Annotated in this window: 22 protein-coding genes and 1 pseudogene; 14 read left to right on the top strand and 9 right to left on the bottom strand. The window is 64.5% G+C overall.

From position 1 onward, the window contains the following. The first annotated feature begins 7 nt into the window (after positions 1–7). Positions 8–583 (top strand): N-acetylmuramoyl-L-alanine amidase, encoded by a 576-nt coding sequence (locus M3O59_RS07950; RefSeq protein ID WP_064634801.1) that lies wholly within the window; start codon positions 8–10, stop codon positions 581–583. A 141-nt stretch (positions 584–724) separates the two neighbouring features. Here M3O59_RS07950 and M3O59_RS07945 read toward each other — a convergent pair whose 3' ends face one another. From M3O59_RS07945 to M3O59_RS07930, 4 genes are all read right to left on the bottom strand, one after another. Continuing rightward, entirely contained in the window at positions 725–871 is a 147-nt protein-coding gene (locus tag M3O59_RS07945) for a hypothetical protein (RefSeq protein ID WP_181920475.1), read from the bottom strand. 77 nt (positions 872–948) lie between these two features. Beyond that, the gene (locus M3O59_RS07940; RefSeq protein WP_064634800.1) at positions 949–1902 is read right to left on the bottom strand and encodes a DUF1684 domain-containing protein; all 954 of its coding nucleotides are present in this window, start codon (positions 1900–1902) and stop codon (positions 949–951) included. An 88-nt stretch (positions 1903–1990) separates the two neighbouring features. Next, positions 1991–2863 carry a sulfurtransferase gene (locus tag M3O59_RS07935; RefSeq protein ID WP_064634799.1) on the bottom strand — a complete coding sequence of 291 codons (873 nt, stop codon included), beginning with the start codon at positions 2861–2863 and terminating at the stop codon, positions 1991–1993. Beyond that, complete coding sequence (locus tag M3O59_RS07930; protein ID WP_064634853.1) at positions 2860–3669, bottom strand: CoA pyrophosphatase; 810 nt, start codon at positions 3667–3669, stop codon at positions 2860–2862. The genes M3O59_RS07935 and M3O59_RS07930 overlap by 4 nt, the downstream gene beginning before the upstream one ends. Between M3O59_RS07930 and M3O59_RS07925 the strand changes: the two genes are divergently transcribed. Next, positions 3580–3789 (top strand): hypothetical protein, encoded by a 210-nt coding sequence (locus M3O59_RS07925; protein ID WP_181920484.1) that lies wholly within the window; start codon positions 3580–3582, stop codon positions 3787–3789. The two genes, M3O59_RS07930 and M3O59_RS07925, sit on opposite strands and share 90 nt — an antisense overlap. Here M3O59_RS07925 and M3O59_RS07920 read toward each other — a convergent pair. Next, positions 3782–4480: an FKBP-type peptidyl-prolyl cis-trans isomerase N-terminal domain-containing protein gene (locus M3O59_RS07920; protein WP_004429231.1), complete on the bottom strand. Its 699-nt coding sequence runs from the start codon at positions 4478–4480 to the stop codon at positions 3782–3784. The genes M3O59_RS07925 and M3O59_RS07920 overlap by 8 nt on opposite strands. 163 nt (positions 4481–4643) lie before the next feature. Here M3O59_RS07920 and M3O59_RS07915 point away from each other — a divergent pair, with 163 nt between their 5' ends. From M3O59_RS07915 to nth, 3 genes are read left to right on the top strand one after another with little or no spacing between them, the layout of a single operon-like run. Then, positions 4644–5426: an enoyl-CoA hydratase-related protein gene (locus M3O59_RS07915; protein WP_116905285.1), complete on the top strand. Its 783-nt coding sequence runs from the start codon at positions 4644–4646 to the stop codon at positions 5424–5426. A 7-nt stretch (positions 5427–5433) separates the two neighbouring features. Further along, a complete protein-coding gene (locus M3O59_RS07910; RefSeq protein ID WP_116905286.1) occupies positions 5434–5814 on the top strand; it encodes a hypothetical protein in 381 nt (126 codons plus the stop codon). Further along, entirely contained in the window at positions 5811–6521 is a 711-nt protein-coding gene (gene nth / locus M3O59_RS07905) for an endonuclease III (protein ID WP_064634796.1), read from the top strand. Before M3O59_RS07910 ends, nth begins: the two co-directional genes overlap by 4 nt. Positions 6522–6738: 217 nt before the next feature. Here the strand turns inward: nth and M3O59_RS07900 are convergent, their stop codons facing one another. The 3 genes from M3O59_RS07900 to M3O59_RS07890 all read right to left on the bottom strand — a co-directional run bounded on the left by M3O59_RS07900 (position 6739) and on the right by M3O59_RS07890 (position 9435). Then, a complete protein-coding gene (locus tag M3O59_RS07900) occupies positions 6739–8307 on the bottom strand; it encodes a SulP family inorganic anion transporter (protein WP_064634795.1) in 1569 nt (522 codons plus the stop codon). An 11-nt stretch (positions 8308–8318) separates the two neighbouring features. Next, entirely contained in the window at positions 8319–8999 is a 681-nt protein-coding gene (locus M3O59_RS07895; RefSeq protein ID WP_016902474.1) for a carbonic anhydrase, read from the bottom strand. 115 nt (positions 9000–9114) lie between these two features. Continuing rightward, positions 9115–9435, bottom strand: a complete 321-nt coding sequence (locus tag M3O59_RS07890; protein ID WP_181920482.1) for a hypothetical protein — start codon at positions 9433–9435, stop codon at positions 9115–9117. Between the two features lie 336 nt (positions 9436–9771). Between M3O59_RS07890 and M3O59_RS07885 the strand changes: the two genes are divergently transcribed. From M3O59_RS07885 to rnt, 9 genes and pseudogenes are all read left to right on the top strand, one after another. Continuing rightward, positions 9772–11022 (top strand): OprO/OprP family phosphate-selective porin, encoded by a 1251-nt coding sequence (locus M3O59_RS07885; protein WP_116905288.1) that lies wholly within the window; start codon positions 9772–9774, stop codon positions 11020–11022. A gap of 193 nt (positions 11023–11215) precedes the next feature. Then, entirely contained in the window at positions 11216–12235 is a 1020-nt protein-coding gene (gene pstS, locus M3O59_RS07880; RefSeq protein ID WP_116905289.1) for a phosphate ABC transporter substrate-binding protein PstS, read from the top strand. A 334-nt stretch (positions 12236–12569) separates the two neighbouring features. Continuing rightward, positions 12570–13661 carry a phosphate ABC transporter substrate-binding protein PstS gene (pstS, locus tag M3O59_RS07875; protein WP_116905290.1) on the top strand — a complete coding sequence of 364 codons (1092 nt, stop codon included), beginning with the start codon at positions 12570–12572 and terminating at the stop codon, positions 13659–13661. 112 nt (positions 13662–13773) lie between these two features. Next, positions 13774–14748 (top strand): phosphate ABC transporter permease subunit PstC, encoded by a 975-nt coding sequence (gene pstC / locus M3O59_RS07870; RefSeq protein WP_064634790.1) that lies wholly within the window; start codon positions 13774–13776, stop codon positions 14746–14748. Then, positions 14748–15617 (top strand): phosphate ABC transporter permease PstA, encoded by an 870-nt coding sequence (gene pstA / locus M3O59_RS07865; RefSeq protein WP_116905291.1) that lies wholly within the window; start codon positions 14748–14750, stop codon positions 15615–15617. Before pstC ends, pstA begins: the two co-directional genes overlap by 1 nt. A 22-nt stretch (positions 15618–15639) precedes the next feature. Next, positions 15640–16470, top strand: coding sequence for a phosphate ABC transporter ATP-binding protein PstB (gene pstB, locus M3O59_RS07860; protein WP_116905292.1), 831 nt, complete (start codon positions 15640–15642; stop codon positions 16468–16470). A 128-nt stretch (positions 16471–16598) separates the two neighbouring features. Next, on the top strand, positions 16599–17309 hold the full coding sequence (phoU, locus tag M3O59_RS07855) for a phosphate signaling complex protein PhoU (protein WP_064634787.1): 711 nt from the start codon (positions 16599–16601) through the stop codon (positions 17307–17309). Between the two features lie 133 nt (positions 17310–17442). Further along, positions 17443–17830, top strand: a pseudogene (locus tag M3O59_RS07850) (RcnB family protein). Between the two features lie 292 nt (positions 17831–18122). Further along, positions 18123–18764 carry a ribonuclease T gene (gene rnt / locus M3O59_RS07845; protein ID WP_095522463.1) on the top strand — a complete coding sequence of 214 codons (642 nt, stop codon included), beginning with the start codon at positions 18123–18125 and terminating at the stop codon, positions 18762–18764. A gap of 347 nt (positions 18765–19111) precedes the next feature. Here rnt and M3O59_RS07840 read toward each other — a convergent pair whose 3' ends face one another. Beyond that, positions 19112–22147, bottom strand: a complete 3036-nt coding sequence (locus tag M3O59_RS07840; protein WP_116905295.1) for a ligand-binding sensor domain-containing diguanylate cyclase — start codon at positions 22145–22147, stop codon at positions 19112–19114. Between the last annotated feature and the right edge of the window lie 227 nt (positions 22148–22374).

Raw genomic sequence — 22374 nt, 5'->3', positions numbered from 1 at the left:
TCGCGTCATGTCCGATGCCGTCCTGCCGTCGCCACCGATCACCTACGCGCCGTTGTCCTACGAATCGCGCCTGGCGCGACGCGCGCTCACCCAGATCGACATGGTGGTCATCCATTGCACCGAATTGCCGGACATGGCGATGGCGCGCGAATACGGCGAGCGCGTGCTCTACGACAGCGGCACCGGCAACAGCGGGCATTACTACCTCGATCGCAACGGCAGCATCCAGCAATACGTTGCCCTGGAGCGCGTTGCGCATCATGTGCGCGGGCATAACCCGCATACGCTGGGCATCGAACTGGTCAACAGCGGGCGTTATCCGCACTGGCTGGATTCGCGTCATCAGGACATGACCGAGCCGTACCCCGAAGCGCAGATCACCGCGCTGATCACCTTGTTGCAGTGGCTGCAGCAGCAGCTGCCCTCGGTGCGCCGCATCGCCGGGCATCAGGCGCTGGATACCACCCAGGAAGCGGCCAGCGACGATCCTTCGCGCAAGATTCAGCGCAAACTCGACCCCGGCCCGTTATTTCCGTGGCCGCGCATCGAAGCGGCAGTGCGCTGGTCGCACTCCTCGCGCTAGAAAACACTCAGACACTGCGCAACGCGTGCACACGTCAGACGCATGATGGCAGCGTCGGATCCGTGTGGCTCACGGAACTACTGCACGGCACCCAGGCCGAGTAACCGGCGCTCGGCAGCGGCCGCGTACCACGCGTACGGCTCAACCCAGGCGCACCGACAGCCACCAACCGATGACTGCTTGCTGCTTTCCAGCCACGTTCGATCGCATCGGGTCGCGCGCGCAGTGGTGCGCTAAGTGATTCAGCTTGCGCGCCAATTCCATCTTTCGAAAAAAGAACACCTGCACGACAGCGATCGATTGCGCTGACTAAGCAGCGAAAAAAACACCTGCCAAGCCGCGCACCGCGCACCGCTGCATCGCGCTCAGCGCTCCGCCGCGCGATAGGTTTTTTCGCCTGCGTTCACCGCCACATCCAGTCGATTTTCAGGCGATGCGATCGGGCAAACCACATGCGGCGTCAGTGCGCACGGTGGATTTTCAGCCAGATTGAAATCGAGCAGCACCCGACCATCGCGGGGCAGCGCGGTATAGAGATAACGCGCGCCGCCATAACTTTCCTTGCCGCTGGTACGGTCGGCAAACAGGAAGAACAGGCCCTGGCCATCCTCCTGCAGCAGCGGCTGCAAACGGTATTCATGACCATTGCGCGAAAACACCGCCTCTCCGGGCACGTCCACGGTCAGTGGCGTGCCGATCGACGTCAGCAAGGTGGTCACGCGTGGCGCGGCATACGGTTGCCACTGCGCCTGGATGCGCCACTGCGGATCGGTCGGGAAATAGTCCAGCCCCGCGAACTGCGTCAGTGCCGGCGCTGATGGGTCGCGGAAACGCCATCCGTACAGGGTGCCGGTCTGCACCAGATAGAACTGACGTCCGTCGACGTCCAGGCGGTCGCCGCGCTGCCCTGACCGCTCCGGTTCCAGCCGTACCTCATCGATGCGGCGCCCATCGAGCGCCACCGACGCGGCGGCATCTGCGCGAAATCGCACCTGCCCTGCCGCATCCAACGTCAATAGCCCCAGCTGCGCAGGGCCGGCAGGCAGCACGATATCGCTGCGCGGGTCGCTCCCTACCCGGTACTGACCGGCGCGCACGCGGCCCGAACCGGTATAGCTCAACCAGCCATCGGGCGCGCGCAGCTGCTTCAATCGCTCCGCCCGCGCACGCTCCAGCGCGATGCGATAGGCATCGTGCTGCACCACGTTTCGACCACGGGCAGCAGGCGCATCGTTGGCATCGGCAGTCGACCGCGCCGAACAGGCAACCATCAACCCCACCGCGACGCACAGCGCGCCCACCCGAAACTGCAACCGCATCGCTCACCCAGCACTGCAAGAAACTGCGCTCCGCGCAGCGAACCTGCGTCCCCACAGGCCACCATTCCTGGAGCCATTGTGCCTGTAATCAGGCCCCGGTCGCGACCGGTCGCGCCGGATCCTGCGACCAACCGCTCCAGGAACCGGCGTAAACGCGCGCGCCGGACAACCCCGCCACTTCCAATCCCAGCAGCAGATGGCACGCCGTCACCCCGGATCCGCACATCACCACCACCTGCTCGGGCGGATACGCGCCGAGTAATGCAGACAACTCGGCGCGCAATTCGTCCGCAGGCTTGAAGCGGCCATCGCGAAGGCTCAGCCCCAACGGGCGACTCACCGCACCCGGCACGTGCCCGGCCACCGGGTCGATCGGCTCGACCTCGCCACGAAAGCGCTCGCCCGCGCGCGCATCCAGCAACCAGCCTGGGGCCTGCTGCAAGCGCGTCACCATCTGCTCGGCATCGACCACTGCAGCCGGATCGAAGCTGCCGGGATACGCGGCGCCGTCGCCGCGCGCGGGCGTCTCGATACTTTCTGCAAACCCCGCGGCGCGCCATGCGGCCAGCCCGCCATCCAGCACCGCCACCCGGCGATGCCCCATCAGCCGCAACATCCACCAGGCGCGTGCCGCCGCCATGCTGCCATCGCCGGCGTCGTAGACCACCACCTGGCTGTGCGGATCGATGCCCCATTCGCCCAGCCGTCGGGCAAACGCAGCACTGTGCGGCAGCGGGTGCCGCCCCAGCGCTGGCCGCGACAGATCCGCCAGGTCGTGGTCGAGATCGGCGTAATGCGCGCCGGGCAGATGCCCCTGCGCGTAGGCCTTGCGCGCCGCATCCGGGTCCGGTGCGGTCGGTGGCGCGGCGCGCGCATCCAGCAGTCGTAGCTGCGGATGCTCTAACGTAGCGGCCAGCGTGGCGGCATCGACCAGCGTGGTCCAGTTCGGATCGGCACTCATGCAACCTGCTCCAGGCGACGACGAAGATTCAGAAGGATGGCCGCAGTGGCGCCCCAGATGCGGTGCGCAGGCCAGTCGTATTCGAGCACGCGGCGCGGCCGCCCGCGAAATTCCAATTCCACGCTGCGCAGATTGTCCGGGTCCATCAGGTAGGCCAGCGGCACTTCGAACACGTCGGCCACCTCGTCCGGCTGCGGCACCGCCACGAATGCCGGGTCGATCACCGCCACCACCGGCGTCACCCGAAAGCCGCTCACGGTCAGAAACGGATCCAGATAACCCACCGCATGCACCTGCTGCGCGCCCAGCGCGATCTCTTCGCAGCTCTCACGCAGCGCGGCCGCGGCGGCATCGGCATCGGACGGCTCCATGCGCCCACCCGGGAAGCTGACCTGCCCGGCGTGATGGCGCAGGCTGTCGGTGCGTCGGGTCAGCAGCACCGTGGTGCCCTGTTCGCGCGGCACCAGCCCGCACAGCACCGCCGCCTCGGCAGAGGCGTCGCCATCGGTCAGATCGATCAGTTCGGCATGATTCCAGCCCGGCCCGTCGGGCGCGGTGTCCAGCGGATACAGCGCGCGTTTCAGCTGCGCGTACTCGGGCAGCCGCGCCGCCAGCGCGCGTGCGGGCAGCACCGTATGCAGATAGTCCTGGCGTTCGGCGTCGCTCATGCTCATCCAGCGTGCAATTTCATCCAGGCTGCGCAAGCAGCCGACACAATGCGACTGCGCGTCCAGCGAACATACACCGATACACGGGCTAGGCAGACGACCGGCATCAGCTTCGGGTTCGACATCCATGCCGCTCATCGCTGGATCCTGCGGCAATTGCATCGTTTCATCGTTCTCTTCGGGCAATCGGTCGACCAAAACGACAACGCCGGCCTGATGGCCGGCGTTGTCGTCGCAACATCGAGTGCAATTACTTGACGCTGACCAGCTTGATTTCGAACTGCACAGCCACGTTCGGCGGGAACGGGGTCCGCGGGTCGGCACCGTAGGCCTTTTCCGGCGGCAGGGTCACTTCCCACTTCGAGCCGGCCGGCATCTGCAGCAGCGTGTCGCGCATGGCCTGCATTTCGACTTCGCTGACCTTGATGGCCGGAATCTGCTGCGCCGGACGTGCCTTCTCGCGGTCGCCGAACGGGAACGGACCGGCCACTTCCAGCTGCACGGTGCTGGCCTGGGTCGGCTTGGCGCCCTTGCCGGCTTCGATCACGCGGTACTGCACACCGCTCGGCAGCGTCTGCACGCCAGCGGTGCTCTTGTTCTTGGCCAGGAACGCATCGCTCTTGGTCTTGTTGGCCGCAGCGGCCTTGTCGTACTCGGCCTTGGCCTGCTGGGCACGGCCCTGCTCGCGCTTCTGGAACGCTTCAACCGCCGGCTTGAGCTGGTCGGCAGTGATCGCCGGCTGCTTCTTGGCATAGGCGTCCTGCAGACCCTTTACCACCGAGTTGATGTCGAGCTGCTCGCCGCGGCCGGTGAGCTCGGCAAGGTTATTGCCGTAGTCATAGCCGAAGTAGTAGCTCAACTTGCCCTTCTCGGACGTCGTGTCCTGGGCCAGTGCATTGCCCGTCAGGGCCAGGGCCGCCACAGCGACCGCGATAGAACGCAACTTCATCAAACAATTCTCCAGGGTGGTGGCACAGGACGGGTCTGCCGCCTGAGATGACGCGCTAGGATAGCGGCCGCGATACCGAACCGCTACTTATCACTAAAGCTATGACCAGCAAGGCTTTCGGAAGTTCCGTATTTACTAATTTTTTACGTTCGCAAGGGTTCCCATGTCCAATCACGTCATTCTGATCGCCGATCACGCCAGCGTCCGGACGATTACGGTCAACCGGCCGGACAAACTGAACGCCTTGAACCAGCAGACCATGCAGGCCCTGGATCAGGCGTTTCAGGATGCCGCCGCTGCTGAAGATGTGCGTGTGGTGATTCTCACCGGCGCCGGCCCCAAGGCCTTCGTGGCCGGCGCGGATATCGCCGAAATGAGCGACCTGTCGGCGATCCAGGGCCGCGAGTTCTCGCTGCTGGGACAGCGGCTGATGCGCCGGATCGAACGCATGCCCAAGCCGGTGATCGCGATGATCAACGGGTTTGCGCTGGGCGGCGGGCTGGAGCTGGCAATGGCCTGCCATCTGCGCATCGCCGCGGCCACCGCGCGCCTGGGACAGCCGGAAATCAACCTCGGCCTGATCCCCGGCTTCGGCGGCACCCAGCGCCTGCTGCGCCTGACCGGGCGTGCCGCAGCGCTGGAACTGTGCCTGCTCGGCCTGCCGATCGACGCAGCGCGCGCACTGCAACTGGGCCTGCTCAATCGTGTGGTCGAAGCGGACGCCTTGCAGGAAGAAACCTTCGCGCTGGCACACCGCCTGGCCGCCGCTGCACCGCTGGCGCTGCGCGGCATTTTGGAAGCGGTGGTATTCGGTGGCGAATGCGCCATCGAAGAAGGCCTGCAACTGGAAACCGCGCAATTTGCGCTGTTATTCGCCACTGACGACATGCGCGAAGGCACCCGCGCGTTTCTCGACAAGCGCCCCGCCCACTTCAGCAACCGCTGACATCGCCATGACGCTCGACCCCATCCCGGCACCGCGTCCGTTGCCCTTGCAGTTGTTCGATTGTGTGGTGGCCGACGATCTCGACCGCGCGCTGGCGCTCGGCTTGATGGCGTACCTGCCCGACCCGCAGCACGACGCCCTGGACGCCGACTGCGCGCAGGTGTGCGCCACGTTGCTGGCTACACAACGGCGCTTGCGCGACGCCTGGGCGGCGCGCGAACGCTATCGCGCACGTGCCGCGCGCCTGCAACGCCGCGCCGCCGAACGCGATGCACGCAGGGCGCCCGCCCCGGCGCCCAGCCAGCCGGCAGCACCGGCATTGCCGCCGCTGGCCGCTGCCATCCTGGCGCGCGCCAAGGCAAAAGCCGCCGGTGGAGCGCAGCCATGAACGCGACGCAGGCAACTCCGCCGGCACGGCGTGGCAGCAGCATGCGCAAGCCCGAGATCCAGGAGATGTTCGAGCGCCTGCGCGAACTTAATCCGCACCCGACCACCGAGCTGGAATACACCACCCCGTTCGAATTATTGATCGCCGTGCTGCTGTCGGCGCAAGCCACCGATGTCGGCGTCAACAAGGCCACACGCAAGCTGTATCCGGTGGCCAACACACCGCGCGACATTCTGGATCTGGGCGAAGAAGGCCTGAAGCGTTACATCGCCACCATCGGGCTATTCAACGCCAAGGCAAAGAATGTCATTGCGACCTGCCGCATTCTGCTCGAGCGCTACGGCGGCGAAGTGCCGCACGACCGCGCCGCGCTCGAAGCGCTGCCCGGCGTCGGCCGCAAGACGGCGAACGTGGTGCTCAACACCGCCTTCGGCGAGCCCGCCATGGCGGTGGACACGCATATCTTTCGCGTCTCCAACCGCACCGGTCTTGCGCCAGGCAAGGACGTACGCGCCGTCGAAGACAAATTGGTCAAGGTGATTCCTGCCGAGTTTCTGCACGACGCGCATCACTGGCTGATCCTGCACGGCCGCTACGTCTGCAAGGCACGCAAACCCGATTGCCCAGGCTGCGTGATCCACGATCTATGCCGCTATCGCGACAAGACCCAGGCAGCCCCGGAGCGCCCTGCAAAAACCAGGAGCTGATGCAGCGGTGGCATCGGAGCAGGGCTGCAACGGAGCAACGGCGCGGCAAAGAGCTTGATCCCCACGCTGCAAACGCGCGGCCGCAAGCTTTTCCGATTCCCGATTCCCGATTCCCCGCCCAAAAAAAATCGTGACCGGATGATGCGTCTTTCGGCGCCATGCATCATCCGGTCACGATGGGGGTCACCCGGCGCGAACGCCGGGCGTCTAAAACAGCTTACGCAGCTTTCGCCCGCTCGACATGCGGCTCCACCGGTGCGCGTTCCACCGTTGGCCGCCCTTCGACACGTCGCTCCAGCTCCTTCCAGTCCACCACCAGCTCGCAGCCGCGCGACGCCGCATTGCGGCTCCAATCGCGCAACAACTCGATGCAGGCATGGTCGACGTGGTGCAGCTTGGCCACATCCAGATGCAGTGCAGTGTTCGGCGGCACGCTTTCCAGCGTCCGCGCCATGGCCGGCACTTTGAGGAAGGTAGCCGAGCCCTGCAGGGTCAAATGCATCTCGTCCTTATTGTCGGCGTGCTCGCGCACTTCGACCTTCAGACGCGAGGAATGCAGTGCCAGGCGGAACAACGAAAGACCGAAGCCGATCAGCACGCCGGTCAGCAGGTCTGTTGCCACGATCGCGAAGGTGGTGGCCAGATAGATCGCAGCCGTTCCACGACCATAGGTCGCCAGCTCCTTGACCTGCCCGATCTTGATCATCTTCACGCCCGTGTAGACCAGGATGCCGGCCAGACACGCCACCGGCGTCATCCGCAGCAGCCACGGCAGCAGCATGGCGAACACCAGCAACCAGCTGCCGTGCAGGATGGTCGATGCACGCGTCGCCGCACCGGCCTGCACATTGGCCGCACTGCGCACGATCACACCGGTCATCGGCAACGCACCCAGAAAACCGCACAGCATGTTGCCCACGCCCTGCGCCGCCAGCTCACGGTCGTACTGCGTGCGTGCACCCTGATGCATGCGGTCCACCGCCGCCGCCGACAGCAAGGTTTCAGCGCTGGCGATGAAGGCGAAGGTCACTGCCGAGACCAGCAGCGTGTGGTTGAACACGCCGAAGATGTCGGAAATGCTGGGGATGCTGATCGCAGAGAACAGGTTGGTCGGGACGTCGACCTTGTTGACGTCCAGGCCCTGCAACTGCACGGTCGCCGTCACTGCCACCACCGCGATCAACGCACCGGGCAGGAAGCGCAGACGCTGTGGACGCAGCTTGTCCCATGCCAGGATGATGCCGATCGTCCCCAGACCCACCAACAACGCCGTGCGGCCGGTGCCTTCGCTGATCGCCTGCCACAACACGGCGGGCAATGCGGCGAAGTTTTCCAGACCGCGCGCCTTGGGCGCGGCGTCCATCAACACGTGTGCCTGCGAGGCCACGATCAGGATGCCGATACCAGACAACATGCCGGCCACCACGGCCGGCGATGTCATGCGGAACCACACACCTGCGCGGCACAGGCCGGCAACCAGCTGAATTGCACCGGCGACCAGGATCACCGGACCAAGCGCAGCGGCGCCGTGCTCACGGACCAGTTCGAACACCAACACAGCCAGGCCGGCGGCCGGCCCGCTCACCTGCAGCGGAGAACCCGCCAGAAAGCCAACAACCAGACCACCGATGATGCCGGTGATCAGGCCTGCGGCCGGCGGCATGCCGGATGCGATCGCAATACCCATGCACAGCGGAAGCGCGACGAGGAAGACCACCACAGACGCCAATAAATCGCGCCCAAACAGTCCCTGACGGAAATATCCGCCGATACCTGATGTGTTCATGGTGGGCTCCGTCAGGCGAGTTCAGCGCGCACGACTTGCTGCAGTCGCGGGCGTGGGGTGGCTTCAGGGGTGTTGTCCGCCAACAACGGACGGAAGCCACCCTTCTCGGCATCGAAGGCGCGAATCTCGCCGTGGGCGATATCGTAGATCCAGCCATGGATGCGCAAGGTGCCTGCGGCAAGGCGCGCCGCCACCACCGGCTGCGTACGCAGATGGTCAAGCTGCGAGACCACGTTCTCTTCGGTCATGCAGCTCAGCGCTTCCTGGCTGTGCGGATCATGGCCGTGATGCGCGGTGACATGACGCGCCGCATCGGTGTGCTTGAGCCACGCCGCTACGGAGGGCACGTCTTCCAGCGACTCCGGCTTGAGCACGGCCTTCATCGCGCCGCAGTCGGTATGGCCGCAGATCACGATGTGACGCACGCCCAGTACCGCAATGGCGTACTCGATTGCCGCCACCACGCCGCTGACATGCTGCGAGTACGGCGGCACCACGTTGCCGATATTGCGGTAGACGAACAATTCGCCTGGCTGCGCGGAGAAGATCAGCTCCGGCATGACGCGCGAATCTGCGCAGGTAATGAACAGCGTGTGCGGGCTTTGGCCGCCAGCCAGTTCCTGAAAACGCGCACTCTGGCGCGGATACACTTCCTTGCGGAAATGACGAAAACCTTCTAGCAAACTTTCCATGGGAGATTCCTCTAGGCAACGAATAGCCGTCCGCGGCGCAAACCGCGAATTGCAAAGACAAACAAATCAATCGGAAATCCGGCGCGCAACGCACCGGGTACAGCGACAGCGTGGATCAGCCAAGCCGTGCGGTTGGGGGGCGCAACTGTGGGATCAGATCGCGTTTTTGACTTGCCGGCGCGTGATGCGCGTGCCAAGACGGGGAATACCGCGCCAGCATCGGCCATGCTTGGGAGAGCAAGGGGATATCGTCTGCAGGCTGTGTATCGACTTGGCTCTGTGTATCGCCGTTGTCCTGCGGATCTTTTGCTGCATCGCGTTCTTCGCCAGCATCCACCATCACCGCCAAGCCGTCGCCCACAAACGCATCGTGGATGCGCGTATGTGCACTGGCTGCCGACCACGCGGTGAGCGCGAGCAGGCCGACCAGCAGCAATTGGAGGAATCGAGGAAACATGGCCTCGAAAGTAACAATTTCAAACAACCATGTGCAAGTGGTGCGACGCACAAAGCAGCTGATTGGCCCTGGATTGACGACAGTAGTTCAGGTTGCAATAAGCTTGAGCTCGCCACTACGTGACGCAGGTACGCTGTTACAACTGTCATAACGCGGTCTTCGTTCAGACTCATGACGCGCAATGACAAAAACCAAACACACGTAAATGTTTGTCTTCATTGACAAAAATATCGAATTACCGCGGTGCGAAGTTGTCACATTAACGCAACTTTCACGCCATAGCCTGCACTCACTTTCTCGGGTTGCAAGGCACACATGAAACGTTCTCCTACCCTGCTCGGCTCTGCCCTGTTGCTGGCACTGGCCGCACCCGCCGCACACGCTGAAATCGCCATCGACGTGATCGGCGGCTCGGAGATCTCGCTGGACGGTCTGGTCCAGGCCGACGGCAACTGGTTCCACAACGATGTGCAGGACCTCAACGGCCCGATCGGCGCCAACGGCGACGATTCCGAATTCAGCATCCGCCGTGCCGAGCTGGTGCTCAAGGGCAGGGGCCCGGGCAATTTTGAATGGGTGGCCGGCTACGACCCGAGCGTGCTGAAGGAAGTCACCATCCGCGGCACCACCATTCGCAGTACCGGCCGTTTCCTCGACAACAACGTCAAGTACAAGTTCGGCGGCAACGCGAACAACTACCTGCAGATCGGCCAGTTCAAGCAACCCAACAGCCTGGAAGAACTGTCCAGCACCAAGAACAACGACTTCGTCTCCAAGGCCGCGGTGACCAATACCTACGGCATCTCGCGCCGGCTGGGCGTGGCCTATGGCATGGGCGACAACAACTGGAGCCTGACCGCCAGTGCATTCGGCCGCGAGCTGACCCGTAACCAGGCCCACGGCAGCGGCTACGGCGCGCGCGGCACCTGGGCGCCGATCCACGAGAGCGGCAACGTGCTGCACGTCGGCGTCAGCTACCTGGGTTACGACACCGACGACGACACCCTGCGCCTGCGTGCGCGCCCCGACGCCGACCTGACCACGGTGCGCCTGATCGACAGCGGCGCAATCACCAACGTGGACAGCGTGGGCGTGGCCGGTGCCGATGCGATGTGGATCACCGGCCCGTTCAAGCTGCAGAGCGAATTGTTTCAGGAGAACGCCAAGCGCATCGGCAACAACGCCGACAACTATAAGAGTGACGGTTGGTATGTCAGCGGCGTCTGGAACATCACCGGCGAGACCTGGAGCTACAAGGCTGGCGTGCCGACCACCCCGCTGCCGAACGAACCGGCTTCCGGCCTGTGGCAGCTGGCGGTGCGCTACGACACCCTGGACCTCAACGATGGCCACCTGATTTCCAACGGCACCACGCCGTTCGTGGACGGCGTGCTGGGCGGCAAGATGAATGTGTGGACGGTCGGGGCCAACTGGTACTGGCGCTCCAACTTCAAGTTCGCGCTGAACTACGCGAAAGTGGAAAGCACGCGTTACAACAGCGCCACCCGGCGCTTGGTGGACGACGACCCGTCGATCATCGAAGCACGCGCGCAGTTCTATTGGTAAGCCATCCGCTGCGCTGGCCGCCGGGGGAGCTTGCTGAGCATCCCCGGCACCCTCCGCGCGGCGCTCGATCCAGCAGGCGCCCGCGCTTGCGCGTCACTGCACTGTCATCTCTTCGACACCGCGCGGTCATGCCCCTGCCCTGCAATGGCAGGCCTGCGGGACGTCCTGACCTCAACCCTACTGGAGCTGTTCCGTGATCCACTCCTTCAAGACCCGTCTGGCCGTCGGCGTGCTCGCCGCCGCGCTGGCACTGTGCGCCCAGGCTGCCGATGTCACCGGCGCCGGTGCGTCGTTCATTTACCCGGTGATGTCCAAGTGGTCGGCCGACTACAACACCGCCACCAAGAAGCAGGTCAACTACCAATCGATCGGTTCGGGTGGTGGCATTGCCCAGATCAAGGCGGCCAGCGTGGACTTCGGCTCCTCCGATGCGCCGCTGAAGCCGGAAGAACTGGCCGCTGCCGGCCTGGCGCAGTTTCCCTCGGCGATCGGCGGCGTGGTGCCGGTGGTCAACGTACCGGGCATCGCTGCCGGTGCGCTCAAGCTGGACGGCAAGACCCTGGGCGACATCTTCCTGGGCAAGGTCAGCACCTGGAACGACCCGGCGATCGCCGCGCTGAATACAGGCATGAAGCTGCCGGACGGCAAGATCACCGTGGTGCATCGCGCCGACGGTTCGGGCACCAGCTTCAACTTCACCAACTACCTGTCCAAGGTCAACCCGGACTGGAAGGGCAAGGTCGGCGAAGGCACTGCCGTGCAGTGGCCGACCGGTATTGGCGGCAAGGGCAACGAAGGCGTGGCTGCGTACGTGAAGCAGATCAAGGGCGGCATCGGCTATGTCGAGCTGTCGTACGCGCTGCAGAACAAGATGACCTACACCGCGATGAAGAACGCCGCCGGCAAGTTCGTGCAGCCGTCAGATGAAACCTTCGCCGCCGCTGCCAACAGCGCCGACTGGGGCAGCAGCAAGGACTTCTATTTGCTGATGACCAATGCGGCCGGCGATAACGCCTGGCCGATCACCGCGACCAATTTCATCCTGGTGCAGAAGAAGCCCAAGAACCCGGCCGGCCTGAAGAACACGCTGGACTTCTTCCGCTGGGTCTACAGCAAGGGCGATACGCAGGCCAGGCAACTGGACTACGTGCCGCTGCCGGACAGCCTGGTGACCCAGATCGAGGCGTACTGGGCCAAGAACCTGCCGCACTAAGAGCTGACTAACCAGTGGCGCAGCGGGGCAGGCAATGCCCTGACGGGAATGAGCGCGTTGTCGATGTCGACACCCTGCCCCTTCCGCGCCAGCTGACCACGATATGCCGTGTTTTGCCGCTTTTGCAGCAGAGACGCAGCAAGTCAGGACCGACGCCGTCTCTCTCCCCGGCGTCGGCCCCGGGACGCGGATCCCGGAGGGTGCAAGCCCTCCGCGGTCCGCGTCTTTTTTTGTGATGCCTTCGCCAGAAGGCACTGTCATGCACGTGTAACAAAAACATCATTTCATAGCGTGGTCTGCCGGGTCCCCCGGCCAACCCAGCCTCGGAGCTTCCATGAAACTGCAGTCGGCCAGCCTGACCGCCCTGTCCCTCACCATCGCCCTCGCCCTGGCCGCCTGCTCGCCCGGCAAGGATGCGCAGTCCGGCGACGCCGCCAAGGGCGCGCCGACCGCGGGCGCCGCCGCCAGCGACAGCAAGGGCGCTGAAATCTCCGGCGCCGGTGCGTCTTTCATCTACCCGCTGGTGTCCAAGTGGTCGGCCGACTACAACGCCGCCACCGGTAACAAGGTGAACTACCAGTCGATCGGTTCGGGCGGCGGCATTGCGCAGATCAAGGCCGGCACGGTGGATTTCGGCTCGACCGACAAGCCGCTGGACAGCGCCGAATTGCAGCAGGCCGGCCTGGGCCAGTTCCCGTCCGCCATCGGCGGCGTGGTGCCGGTAGTCAATCTGGAAGGCATCGCAGCGGGCAAGCTGCGCCTGACCGGCGCACTGCTGGGCGATATCTTCCTGGGCAAGGTCAGCAGGTGGAACGACGCGGCCATTGTCGCGGCCAATCCCGGCGTGACCCTGCCGGCCACCAAGATCAACCTGGTGCACCGCTCGGATGGCTCGGGCACCACCTTCAATTTCTCCAACTACCTGTCCAAGGTCAGCCCGGAGTGGAAGAGCAAGGTCGGCGAAGGCACCTCGGTGCAGTGGCCGGGTGGCGTCGGCGGCAAGGGCAACGAAGGCGTGGCCTCGTACGTGCAGCAGATCAAGGGCTCGATCGGCTACGTCGAGCTGGCCTATGCGCTGCAGAACAAGATGCCGTACACCTCGCTGCAGAACGCGGCCGGCCAGTGGGTCGAGCCGAATGCGGACAGCTTTGCCGCCGCTGCCGCCAGTGCCGACTGGGCCAATGCCCGCGACTTCAACCTGGTGATCACCAATGCGCCGGGCGAGAAGGCCTGGCCGATCACGGCCACCAACTTCATGCTGATGCACAAGCAGCCCAAGGACGCCGTGCGCAGCAAGGCGACGCTGGACTTCTTCAAGTGGGCGCTGGAAAACGGCCAGGCCCAGGCCAGCGAATTGCACTACGTGCCGCTGCCGCCGGAGCTGGTGAAGCAGATCGAAGCCTATTGGGGCAGCGAGTTCAAGTAATGCCCTGCACCCGCCCATGCGGAGGGCTGCGCTGCGGCGAGGTACCTGAAGGTGCCTCGCCCTTCCTGTTGTCTCACGCTCCCGCCATTACGCGGGTGACGAGTCCAATCGAATGAATGCCACCGCCATTCCCGAAGCGATGACCGCACCACGCGGCCGCGACCTGCGCGATGCACGCGCCGATCGCCTGTTCAAGCTCGCGCTGGCCGCCACGGTCGTTTTCGTCCTGTTGGCGCTCGGCAGCGCGGCGCTGTCGATGCTGTGGGGCGGACGCCATGCCCTGCAGGCACAGGGCCTGAGTTTCTTCTATTCCGCCGACTGGAATCCGGTCGAAAACAAATACGGTGCGCTGGCACCGATCTACGGCACCCTGGTCACCGCGTTGATTGCGATGCTGATCGCCGTACCGGTGAGTTTCGGCATTGCGTTCTTTCTCACCGAGGTGGCGCCGCGCTGGTTGCGTGGCCCGGTCGGCACCGCCATCGAACTGCTGGCCGGCATTCCGTCGATCATCTACGGCATGTGGGGCCTGTTCGTGCTGGTACCGGTGATGACCGAGCACGTGACGCCGTGGCTCAACGATCACCTGGGCACGCTGCCGCTGATCGGCCCGTTGTTTCAGGGCCCGCCGCTGGGCATCGGCCTGCTGACCGCAGGTTTCGTGCTGGCGATCATGGTGATTCCCTTCATCTCCTCGGTGATGCGCGAAGTGTTCCTGACCGTGCCCACGCGCCTGAAGGAATCGGCATACGCGCTGGGATCGACCAAGTGGGAAGTGAGCTGGGACATCGTGCTGCCTTACACCCGCTCGGCGGTGATCGGCGGTGTGTTTCTCGGCCTGGGGCGTGCACTGGGCGAAACCATGGCAGTTGCATTTGTGGTCGGTAACACGGTGCGCTTGTCGCCGTCGCTGCTGGAACCCGGCACCACCATCGCAGCGTTGATCGCCAACGATTTCGGCGAGGCCACCGAGACCTACCGGTCGGCGCTGCTGCTGTTGGGCTTCGTGCTGTTTATCGTGACCTTCATCGTGCTGGCGATCGCGCGCTTCATGCTGATGCAGCTGTCGCGTCGGGAGGGCAACTGATGTCCGCCGCTTCGGTGTCGCAATCGTTGTACAACCGCCGCCGGGTGACCAACGCGATTGCGTTGCTGCTGTCGTGCGTCACGGCCTTGTTCGGCCTGTTCTTTCTGGCCTGGATCCTGTGGACGCTGTTGTCCAAGGGCGTGCCCGGCATCGACCTCAATCTGTTTACCAAGATGACACCGCCACCCATGCAGGAAGGCGGATTGCTCAATGCCTTCTTCGGCAGCGCAGTGATGTGCGGGCTGGCGCTGGCGATCGGCACACCGCTGGGCATTGCCGCCGGCACCTGGTTGGCCGAGTACGGCAATGCGCGCAAGACCGGGCTGGTGGTGCGCTTCGTCAACGACATCCTGCTCTCTGCGCCATCGATCGTGCTGGGCCTGTTCGTCTACACCTTGTATGTGATGCAGACCGGCGGGCGCTTCTCTGCATTCGCCGGTGCGCTGTCGCTGGCGTTCATCGTGCTGCCGGTGGTGGTGCGTACCACCGACGAAATGCTGCGGCTGGTGCCGGCGCAGATGCGCGAAGCGGCATTGTCGCTGGGCATTCCGCAGTGGAAGGTCACCGTGCAGGTGCTCTACCGCAGCGCCTCGGCAGGCATCGTCACCGGCGTGTTGCTGGCACTGGCGCGCATCAGCGGCGAAACCGCGCCGCTGCTGTTCACCGCCTTCGGCAACCAGTACTGGAACAGCAACATCTTCCAGCCCATGGCCAGCGTGCCGGTGATCATGAATCAATTCGCCGGCAGCCCGTACGACACCTGGCAGACCCTGGCCTGGGCAGGCGCGCTAGCGCTGACCGTGTTCGTGTTGCTGGTCAGCCTGGGCGCACGTGCCCTGCTCTTGCGCAACAAGATCTCCAATGACTGACCTTTCCTTCCGGACACCCGACATGAACGATCTCCAAAACGCCAAGCCGATGCATCGCATCGCTGTTCCGGCCGCCAAGGGGGCGCCGACGGCGAAGGCGCCGGTGAAGGTGGCCGCACGCAATCTGGATTTCTATTACGACAAGTACCACGCGCTCAAGGGCATCAATATCGAGATCCCGGAAAAGCGCGTCACCGCGTTGATCGGGCCTTCGGGGTGCGGCAAATCGACCTTGCTGCGCATCTTCAACCGCATCTACGCGCTGTACCCGAAGATGGAAGCGCGCGGCGAGGTGTTGCTGGACAACGAAAACATCCTGTCGCCCAAGTATCCGATGAACCGCCTGCGCAGCAAGGTAGGCATGGTGTTCCAGAAGCCGGTGCCGTTCCCGATGACGATCTTCGAGAACGTCGCCTACGGTATCCGCCACCACGAAAAACTGTCCAAGGCCGACATGCAGAACCGCGTCGAGCAGGCGCTGCGCCAGGGCGCGCTGTGGGACGAGGTCAAGGACAAACTTGGGCAAAGCGCGTTGGGTCTGTCCGGTGGCCAGCAGCAGCGCCTATGCATCGCACGCGCGGTGGCATTGCGCCCGGACGTGCTGCTGCTGGACGAACCGACCTCGGCGCTGGATCCGATTTCCACCAGCCGCATCGAGCAGCTGGTGGAAGAGCTCAAGCGCGAATACACCATCGTGATCGTGACCCACAACATGCAGCAGGCCGCGCGCGTGTCGGACTACACCGCTTTCATGTATCTGGGCGACCTGATCGAACACGACCGCACCGAAACGATTTTCTCCCAGCCGTCCAAGCAGCAGACCGAGGACTACATCACCGGTCGTTTCGGCTGATGTAAGCCGCACCAGCACACCGCAGCATTGACGCAGTTCCGTCGCACCGCCCGGCACGCCAGTGACATCAAGTGCCCTGTCGCCGAGGTGACGGCGGACATCCACCACTGCCACGAATCGAGATCACGATGAACCAGCACCTCAACGACCATATCGTCAAAAGCTACGACGAGGAGCAGCACCGTCTTGTCGCCGAGATCGTGCGCATGGGCGACACGGCGGTGGCGCAGCTGGAAGCCGCGCTGGATGTGGTGGAGCGTCGCGACGACAACGCCGCGCATCGCATCGTGGTCAACGACGAAGCGATCGATGCGCTGGAGCATGCGATCAGCCACGACGTGATGCGCCTGGCGCTGCGCGGTCCGATGGCGCGCGATCTGCGCGAGATCCTGGCCGGCCTGCGTATTCCGGCCGATATCGAACGGATCGGCGATTACGCGGCCAACGTCGCCAAGCGCTCGATCGCGCTCAACTCCGCGCCGCCGCTGCCACAGACCGTGGGCCTGCGTGCGCTGGGCCAGATGGCCGCCGATGCCGTGCGCGAGGCGGTGCAGGCGTACCGCAACAAGGATGCCGATGCGGCCATTCGCGTACGCGATGAAGACGCGCGCCTGGATGCGCAGTACACCGCGCTGTTCCGCGAGCTGCTCACCTACATGATGGAAGACCCGCGCAACATTACCCCATGCACGCACCTGCTGTTCATGGCCAAGAATCTGGAGCGCATCGGCGACCACGCCACCAACATCGCCGAGAACGTGTGGTTCCTGGTGCATGGCGAACAGCCGCTGCCGCCGCGTGTGAAGCGCGACGACACCAGCAGCACCGGCGTCATCTGAGCCATCGCAACGCTGCACTGCTTTTGCCATTCGCGCGCAGGATAGGCCAGAACGCCTTATTTTATTACGTATTCAGCGTCAAATGCCGCCAGTGAAGTCACACAGGCAGTTCCTGTGACGCAGGAGTACGCCGATGAAACGCGTCATTGGATCTTTCATGGTTTTGTCGCTGCTTGACGTCCGGTGCAGCGTTCGCAGCGCCGCAGCAACATGACGACCGCGACCGCGATCATGATCGTGGCCGCAACGAGCAGCGTCACGACGACCATGGTCCTGGCCGTCGCGATGACCACCGCGACCACAGGCACGACGACCGCCGCAACCCGCATCACGACGATCATCGCAACGACCACCGCGGCGAGCGTCTGGCACCCGACCATCGCGGCAACCGCGTTGCCCATTACCGCAAGCACCACCTCAAGCAGCCGCCGCGTGGGCATGAGTGGCGTCGCGTGGATAACAACTACGTGCTGATGGCCGTGACCACCGGGCTGATTGCCAGCGTCGTTACCGGCCGCTAAACGCCTGCTCCCCGTGTCGTTAGTGAGGCCCGGTCCGTGGCAACGCGGATCGGGCCTTTTTGATGGGGGTCCGGGGCGAGTGGTGCACGTCGGTGAGCGGTCGGCGCGCGTCAGCCTGGCGCGAACGGCTTGCAGGCAACCGAGGTCGGTAATGCGCGCCAACTTGATTCCAACGTTGCAGGTCCTGCATGCCCTGCGGATGGCGCGCTGCGTGATGCGAGGCCTTGTGGCCGCCTGGGCAAGCGCACCAGCCTGCGGCCATGGCAGAGCCCGGCGTGCGACCTGCTAGGCTATGCCGATGAACGAACCGGTCGATGCGCAGCCTGCCCCCTCCTTTTTGCCCATGTCGCGACGCTTTCGCGGCTATCTGCCCGTGGTGGTGGACGTAGAAACCGGGGGGTTCGACTGGAACAAGCACGCATTGCTGGAAATTGCCTGCGTGCCGATCGAAATGGATGCCGACGGACGCTTCTTCCCCGGTCAGACCGCCAGCGCGCATCTGGTGCCTGCGCCGGGACTGGAGATCGACCCGAAGTCGCTGGAAATCACCGGCATCGTGCTCGATCACCCGTTCCGCTTCGCCAAGCAGGAAAAAGACGCGCTGGACCATGTGTTCGCTCCGGTGCGCGCGGCAGTGAAGAAATACGGCTGCCAGCGCGCGATCCTGGTCGGCCACAACGCGCATTTCGATCTGAACTTTCTCAACGCCGCGGTGGCGCGCGTGGGCCATAAACGCAATCCGTTCCATCCCTTCAGCGTGTTCGACACGGTGACGTTGGCCGGCGTGGCATATGGCCAGACCGTACTGGCGCGCGCGGCCCAGGCTGCAGGCCTGGACTGGAATGCCGCCGACGCGCACAGCGCGGTCTACGACACCGAACAAACCGCCCGGCTGTTCTGCACGATCGCCAACGCCTGGCCTGGGCCGGTGTGAGGTTCGGGATTTGGGATTTGGGATTCGGCATTCGGGATTTGTAAAAGCGCCGTGTTTCTGGGTTGACGGACAATAGCGCCGCTCCAAATCCCGAATCTCGGCTTCTTAATTGCGACGTTGCACAGCTGCGTGCTGCCGTACCCTCATCCGCCCTGCGGGCACCTTCTCCCGTAGGAGAAGGGAAGTGACAACGGCGCACGGCTAACGATCACGGCTGCCGATTCCCAACGGCGCGCCGCTGCGTGCTGCCGTACCCTCATCCGCCCTTCGGGCACCTTCTCCCGCAGGAGAAGGACATGCAGCATGGCCGTTGCGAATCCCAAATCCCGATTCCCGAATCCCGGCGTCTACCCCACACAGATCCGGTCGCGCCCGGCGCTCTTGGCCTCGTACAAGGCGTGATCGGCACGCTGCATCAGCGACGATCCGGTGTCTTCGTCGCGTAGCTCGGCCACGCCGGCGCTGAAGGTCACCTGCAGGCCGTCAATGCTGCCCCAGTCGTGACGGGCGTGGAACAGCGCGCGGATGTGCAGGCACAGCGCCTGCGCACCCTCCAGGGTGGTGTCGGCCAGCAACAGGGCGAATTCTTCGCCGCCCAGGCGGGCCGGTAGATCCGAAGCGCGTGCAGCGGCAATGAGCAGCACACCCACTTCATGCAACACCGCATCGCCGCTGGCGTGCGAGTAATGGTCGTTGATGCGCTTGAAGTGGTCGATATCCAGGATGGCCAGCACCAGCGGCCGCGCGCTGCGACGTGCACGGCTGATGTCGCGCGCCAGCGCTTCATCGAAGTGGCGACGATTGGGCAGCCCGGTCAACGCATCTTCATGCGCCTGGCGCTCGAACACATCGGATTTGATACGCAGGCGCGTCAGCAGTTCGCTCTTTTCCTGGTTGGCCTGCAACAGCCGCTGCGCCTGCAGCTGCAGGTCTTCGGTGCGCTTGCGCACCAGTTCGGCCAGGCGCGCGTTGTGGTTCTTGTAGCGATGCAGCAGCAGCCGATACAACAAGGCAAGCGCCAGGATCGTGCCCAGCACCGCAGCGAAACGCACATCCTGGCGTTGCCACCACAGCGGCAAGACATCGAACGCCCACACCGCTTCGTGCGGGCTCCACGCGCCACCCGGGTGGCGCGCGGCCACATGCAGGCGATAGCTGCCGGGCGGCAGGCCGATGAACTCCACGCTGCGCTGGCGGCCACGCTCGGTCCAGTGATGGTCCAGACCCTCCAGACGCGTGCGGTATTCGATCCGCTCCGACAACAGGAAACTCATGCAGACGTAGGACACATTCAAGCGATGCCCGCCGGCCAGTTGCGCGCGCTGGCGCCACGCCAACGGGCTGCCATCCTGCTGCACGCTTTCGATCAATGCCGGCGGTGGGCGACGTTCGCGGAAGCGCTGCAGACGTGCCGGGTCGACCATGCTCACGCCACCGGCGGTGACCACCCACACCGTTCCATCGGCACGCCGGAGCATGCTGGGGCCGGAACTGCCGTTGGCCTGGGCGTTGCCCACGCCATCGATTTCGCCATAGCGTTCAATGGCGAGCGTGCCGTGCCCGTCGGCCACTGCATCGAGCGTCTTGAGTTCGGTGCGCAGCACACCGCGATTGCTGCTGATCCACGCATTGCCACGCCGGTCGTCGATGAGCTGGAATACCGTATCCACCGGCATGCCCTGCTCCAGACCTACGCGCGCCAGTACGCCGTTGCGCACGCGATACAGGCCGCGATCGGTGGATATCCACACATCGCGGCCGATGACCTGAAACCCGAACACGCTACGCGCGCCCCCCAGGCTTTCCAGGTTCAATTGTTGCAACTTGCCGTTGCGCAGCACCGCTGCGCCATCGACTGAACCGATCCACATCGCACCATCAACGTTGGCCAGCGCAGTCACCACGCCGGTGGGCAGGCCATCGACGGCCAACACCACGCGCTTGCCGTCCACCAACTGCACCACGCCGCGCTGGGTTGCCAGCCACACCATGTCGTGGTCGTCGATCACGATCGCGCGGATATGCCCGCTGGGAAGGCCGTCGGCGTCGCCGTAATGGCGCAGCAGGCGTCCATCGCGCAACACGAAGACGCCATCGGCATAGGTGCCCACCCAGAGGTCGCCGTGTCGGTCCAGCGCCAGACTGAGCACCGACAGACGCCGGCCGGACGGCATCACCATCGGCACCGGTACGATGCGCCCGTCCGGCAGCATCCGGTCCAGGCCGGCGGTTCCGGCGATCCACAGACTCCCGTCGCGGTCTTCCAGCATCGCGCGGCTGTAATCGCCGCTCAGCCCGTCGCGCTGGCTGTAGCTGCTGAACAAGGTCTCGCGCAGCCGGAACAGACCGCCGTTGGCGCCAACCCAGATGCTGCCTTCGGCATCTTCGCGCAGGCTGACGATGCGGCCGGTCGGCAGGCTGCGACCGGCCGGCAGATGCTCCACGCCATACGGCCCGATCCGCACCAGGCCCTGATTTTCGCTGCCCAGCCACAGAGCGCCGTGGCGGTCCTGCAGCATCGTCGTGAAATGGCCCTGCCCCGGCACCCGATGCACCAGCTCGGCATGCTCGCCCTGCAGGCGATACAGCTGATCGCCTGCTACCACCCACACGGTACCGTCGGGCGCGCGATACGGCCAGGCCAACCCCGGTGGAAACCCGAACGCCGCGGGCGCGCGGTGCATGCGCCCATCCGGCTCGCGGTAGATCAGCCCATCGAACGTGCCGATCAACAACCGTCCCTGCGCATCGAACAACATATGCGGAAAGCTGCTCTGCAGCGGGACGCCGTCGTCCGGCGGAAAATAGTCGAAGCGCCCATCCGGCCACAGGCAACCCAGTCCGCGCCCTTCGAACAACAGCCACATGCGGCCGGCAGCGTCCATGGTCATGGCGTGGATCAACGCCTGCGGCCACTGCCCTTGCCGCTGCCACTGCCGCCATTGCCCGTCGGCGCCATGTCGGACCAGATTGCCGCGCGCATCGCTCAGCCAGAGCGCGCCATCGCGATCCACATACAGCGCACCGACGCCGTTATCGGGCAGCCCCGGGCGCGTACTGCGATCGATCACGCCGAATTCCAGCCCGTTGTAGCGCACCAGGCCTTCCCAGGTGGCAAACCACAGATAGCCGTCGCGGGTCTGGGCAATGTCGCGCAAGGAGTTGTGCGGCAGCCCGTTGCGCGAGCTCCAGCTATCGATGGCGTAGTCGCGTAAGCGCGTGGTTGCAGTCGGTGCGGCAAGCGCCGCAACCGAACAAAAGGCCAACAGCAGGCAAACACCGATACAGAACCAGCGCCGCCATTGGTTGTTTGCTCGTCGTGCTAACGCCCGGACGCCACAATTGCTCTCGCCTGGTTGCCAGGCGCCCACCCCATCGTTCATCGCACACAACGCGCCGTTCGCTGGCGATATGGTAGGCAAAAATGCGTCGGCGCGTTCGCGGATGGCTGCCTACATGTCGAAAGGCTTGCTGCAACGCCCTGCGCATTTACCGGTAGCTGTCTTGCAGCCGCCATCTGCGCAGAAGTGCGCAGCCGGCGCTCGGCAGCGCAACTAGGAAGAGCCGGTGCTGACATGCACCGCGCGATGCATGTGCGATGGTGCGGCCG

The sequence above is a fragment of the Xanthomonas nasturtii genome, from assembly GCF_023337365.3.
In the GTDB taxonomy this organism is placed as follows: Bacteria; Pseudomonadota; Gammaproteobacteria; order Xanthomonadales; family Xanthomonadaceae; genus Xanthomonas; species Xanthomonas nasturtii.
This window is presented reverse-complemented; position numbering and strand designations above follow the sequence as displayed.

Excerpts from the sequence above, each read along its gene's own strand:
- M3O59_RS07885 (WP_116905288.1), top strand. The coding sequence starts at position 9,772 with ATGAAACGTTCTCCTACCCTGCTCGGCTCTGCCCTGTTGCTGGCACTG.
- pstC (WP_064634790.1), top strand. The coding sequence starts at position 13,774 with ATGAATGCCACCGCCATTCCCGAAGCGATGACCGCACCACGCGGCCGC.
- pstS (WP_116905290.1), top strand. The coding sequence starts at position 12,570 with ATGAAACTGCAGTCGGCCAGCCTGACCGCCCTGTCCCTCACCATCGCC.
- M3O59_RS07940 (WP_064634800.1), bottom strand. The coding sequence starts at position 1,902 with ATGCGGTTGCAGTTTCGGGTGGGCGCGCTGTGCGTCGCGGTGGGGTTG.
- rnt (WP_095522463.1), top strand. The coding sequence starts at position 18,123 with ATGCCGATGAACGAACCGGTCGATGCGCAGCCTGCCCCCTCCTTTTTG.
- M3O59_RS07930 (WP_064634853.1), bottom strand. The coding sequence starts at position 3,669 with ATGAGCGGCATGGATGTCGAACCCGAAGCTGATGCCGGTCGTCTGCCT.
- pstA (WP_116905291.1), top strand. The coding sequence starts at position 14,748 with ATGTCCGCCGCTTCGGTGTCGCAATCGTTGTACAACCGCCGCCGGGTG.
- M3O59_RS07895 (WP_016902474.1), bottom strand. The coding sequence starts at position 8,999 with ATGGAAAGTTTGCTAGAAGGTTTTCGTCATTTCCGCAAGGAAGTGTAT.
- pstB (WP_116905292.1), top strand. The coding sequence starts at position 15,640 with ATGAACGATCTCCAAAACGCCAAGCCGATGCATCGCATCGCTGTTCCG.
- M3O59_RS07925 (WP_181920484.1), top strand. The coding sequence starts at position 3,580 with ATGCGACTGCGCGTCCAGCGAACATACACCGATACACGGGCTAGGCAG.
- nth (WP_064634796.1), top strand. The coding sequence starts at position 5,811 with ATGAACGCGACGCAGGCAACTCCGCCGGCACGGCGTGGCAGCAGCATG.
- M3O59_RS07950 (WP_064634801.1), top strand. The coding sequence starts at position 8 with ATGTCCGATGCCGTCCTGCCGTCGCCACCGATCACCTACGCGCCGTTG.
- M3O59_RS07900 (WP_064634795.1), bottom strand. The coding sequence starts at position 8,307 with ATGAACACATCAGGTATCGGCGGATATTTCCGTCAGGGACTGTTTGGG.
- M3O59_RS07935 (WP_064634799.1), bottom strand. The coding sequence starts at position 2,863 with ATGAGTGCCGATCCGAACTGGACCACGCTGGTCGATGCCGCCACGCTG.
- M3O59_RS07915 (WP_116905285.1), top strand. The coding sequence starts at position 4,644 with ATGTCCAATCACGTCATTCTGATCGCCGATCACGCCAGCGTCCGGACG.
- M3O59_RS07920 (WP_004429231.1), bottom strand. The coding sequence starts at position 4,480 with ATGAAGTTGCGTTCTATCGCGGTCGCTGTGGCGGCCCTGGCCCTGACG.
- phoU (WP_064634787.1), top strand. The coding sequence starts at position 16,599 with ATGAACCAGCACCTCAACGACCATATCGTCAAAAGCTACGACGAGGAG.
- M3O59_RS07910 (WP_116905286.1), top strand. The coding sequence starts at position 5,434 with ATGACGCTCGACCCCATCCCGGCACCGCGTCCGTTGCCCTTGCAGTTG.
- M3O59_RS07840 (WP_116905295.1), bottom strand. The coding sequence starts at position 22,147 with ATGAACGATGGGGTGGGCGCCTGGCAACCAGGCGAGAGCAATTGTGGC.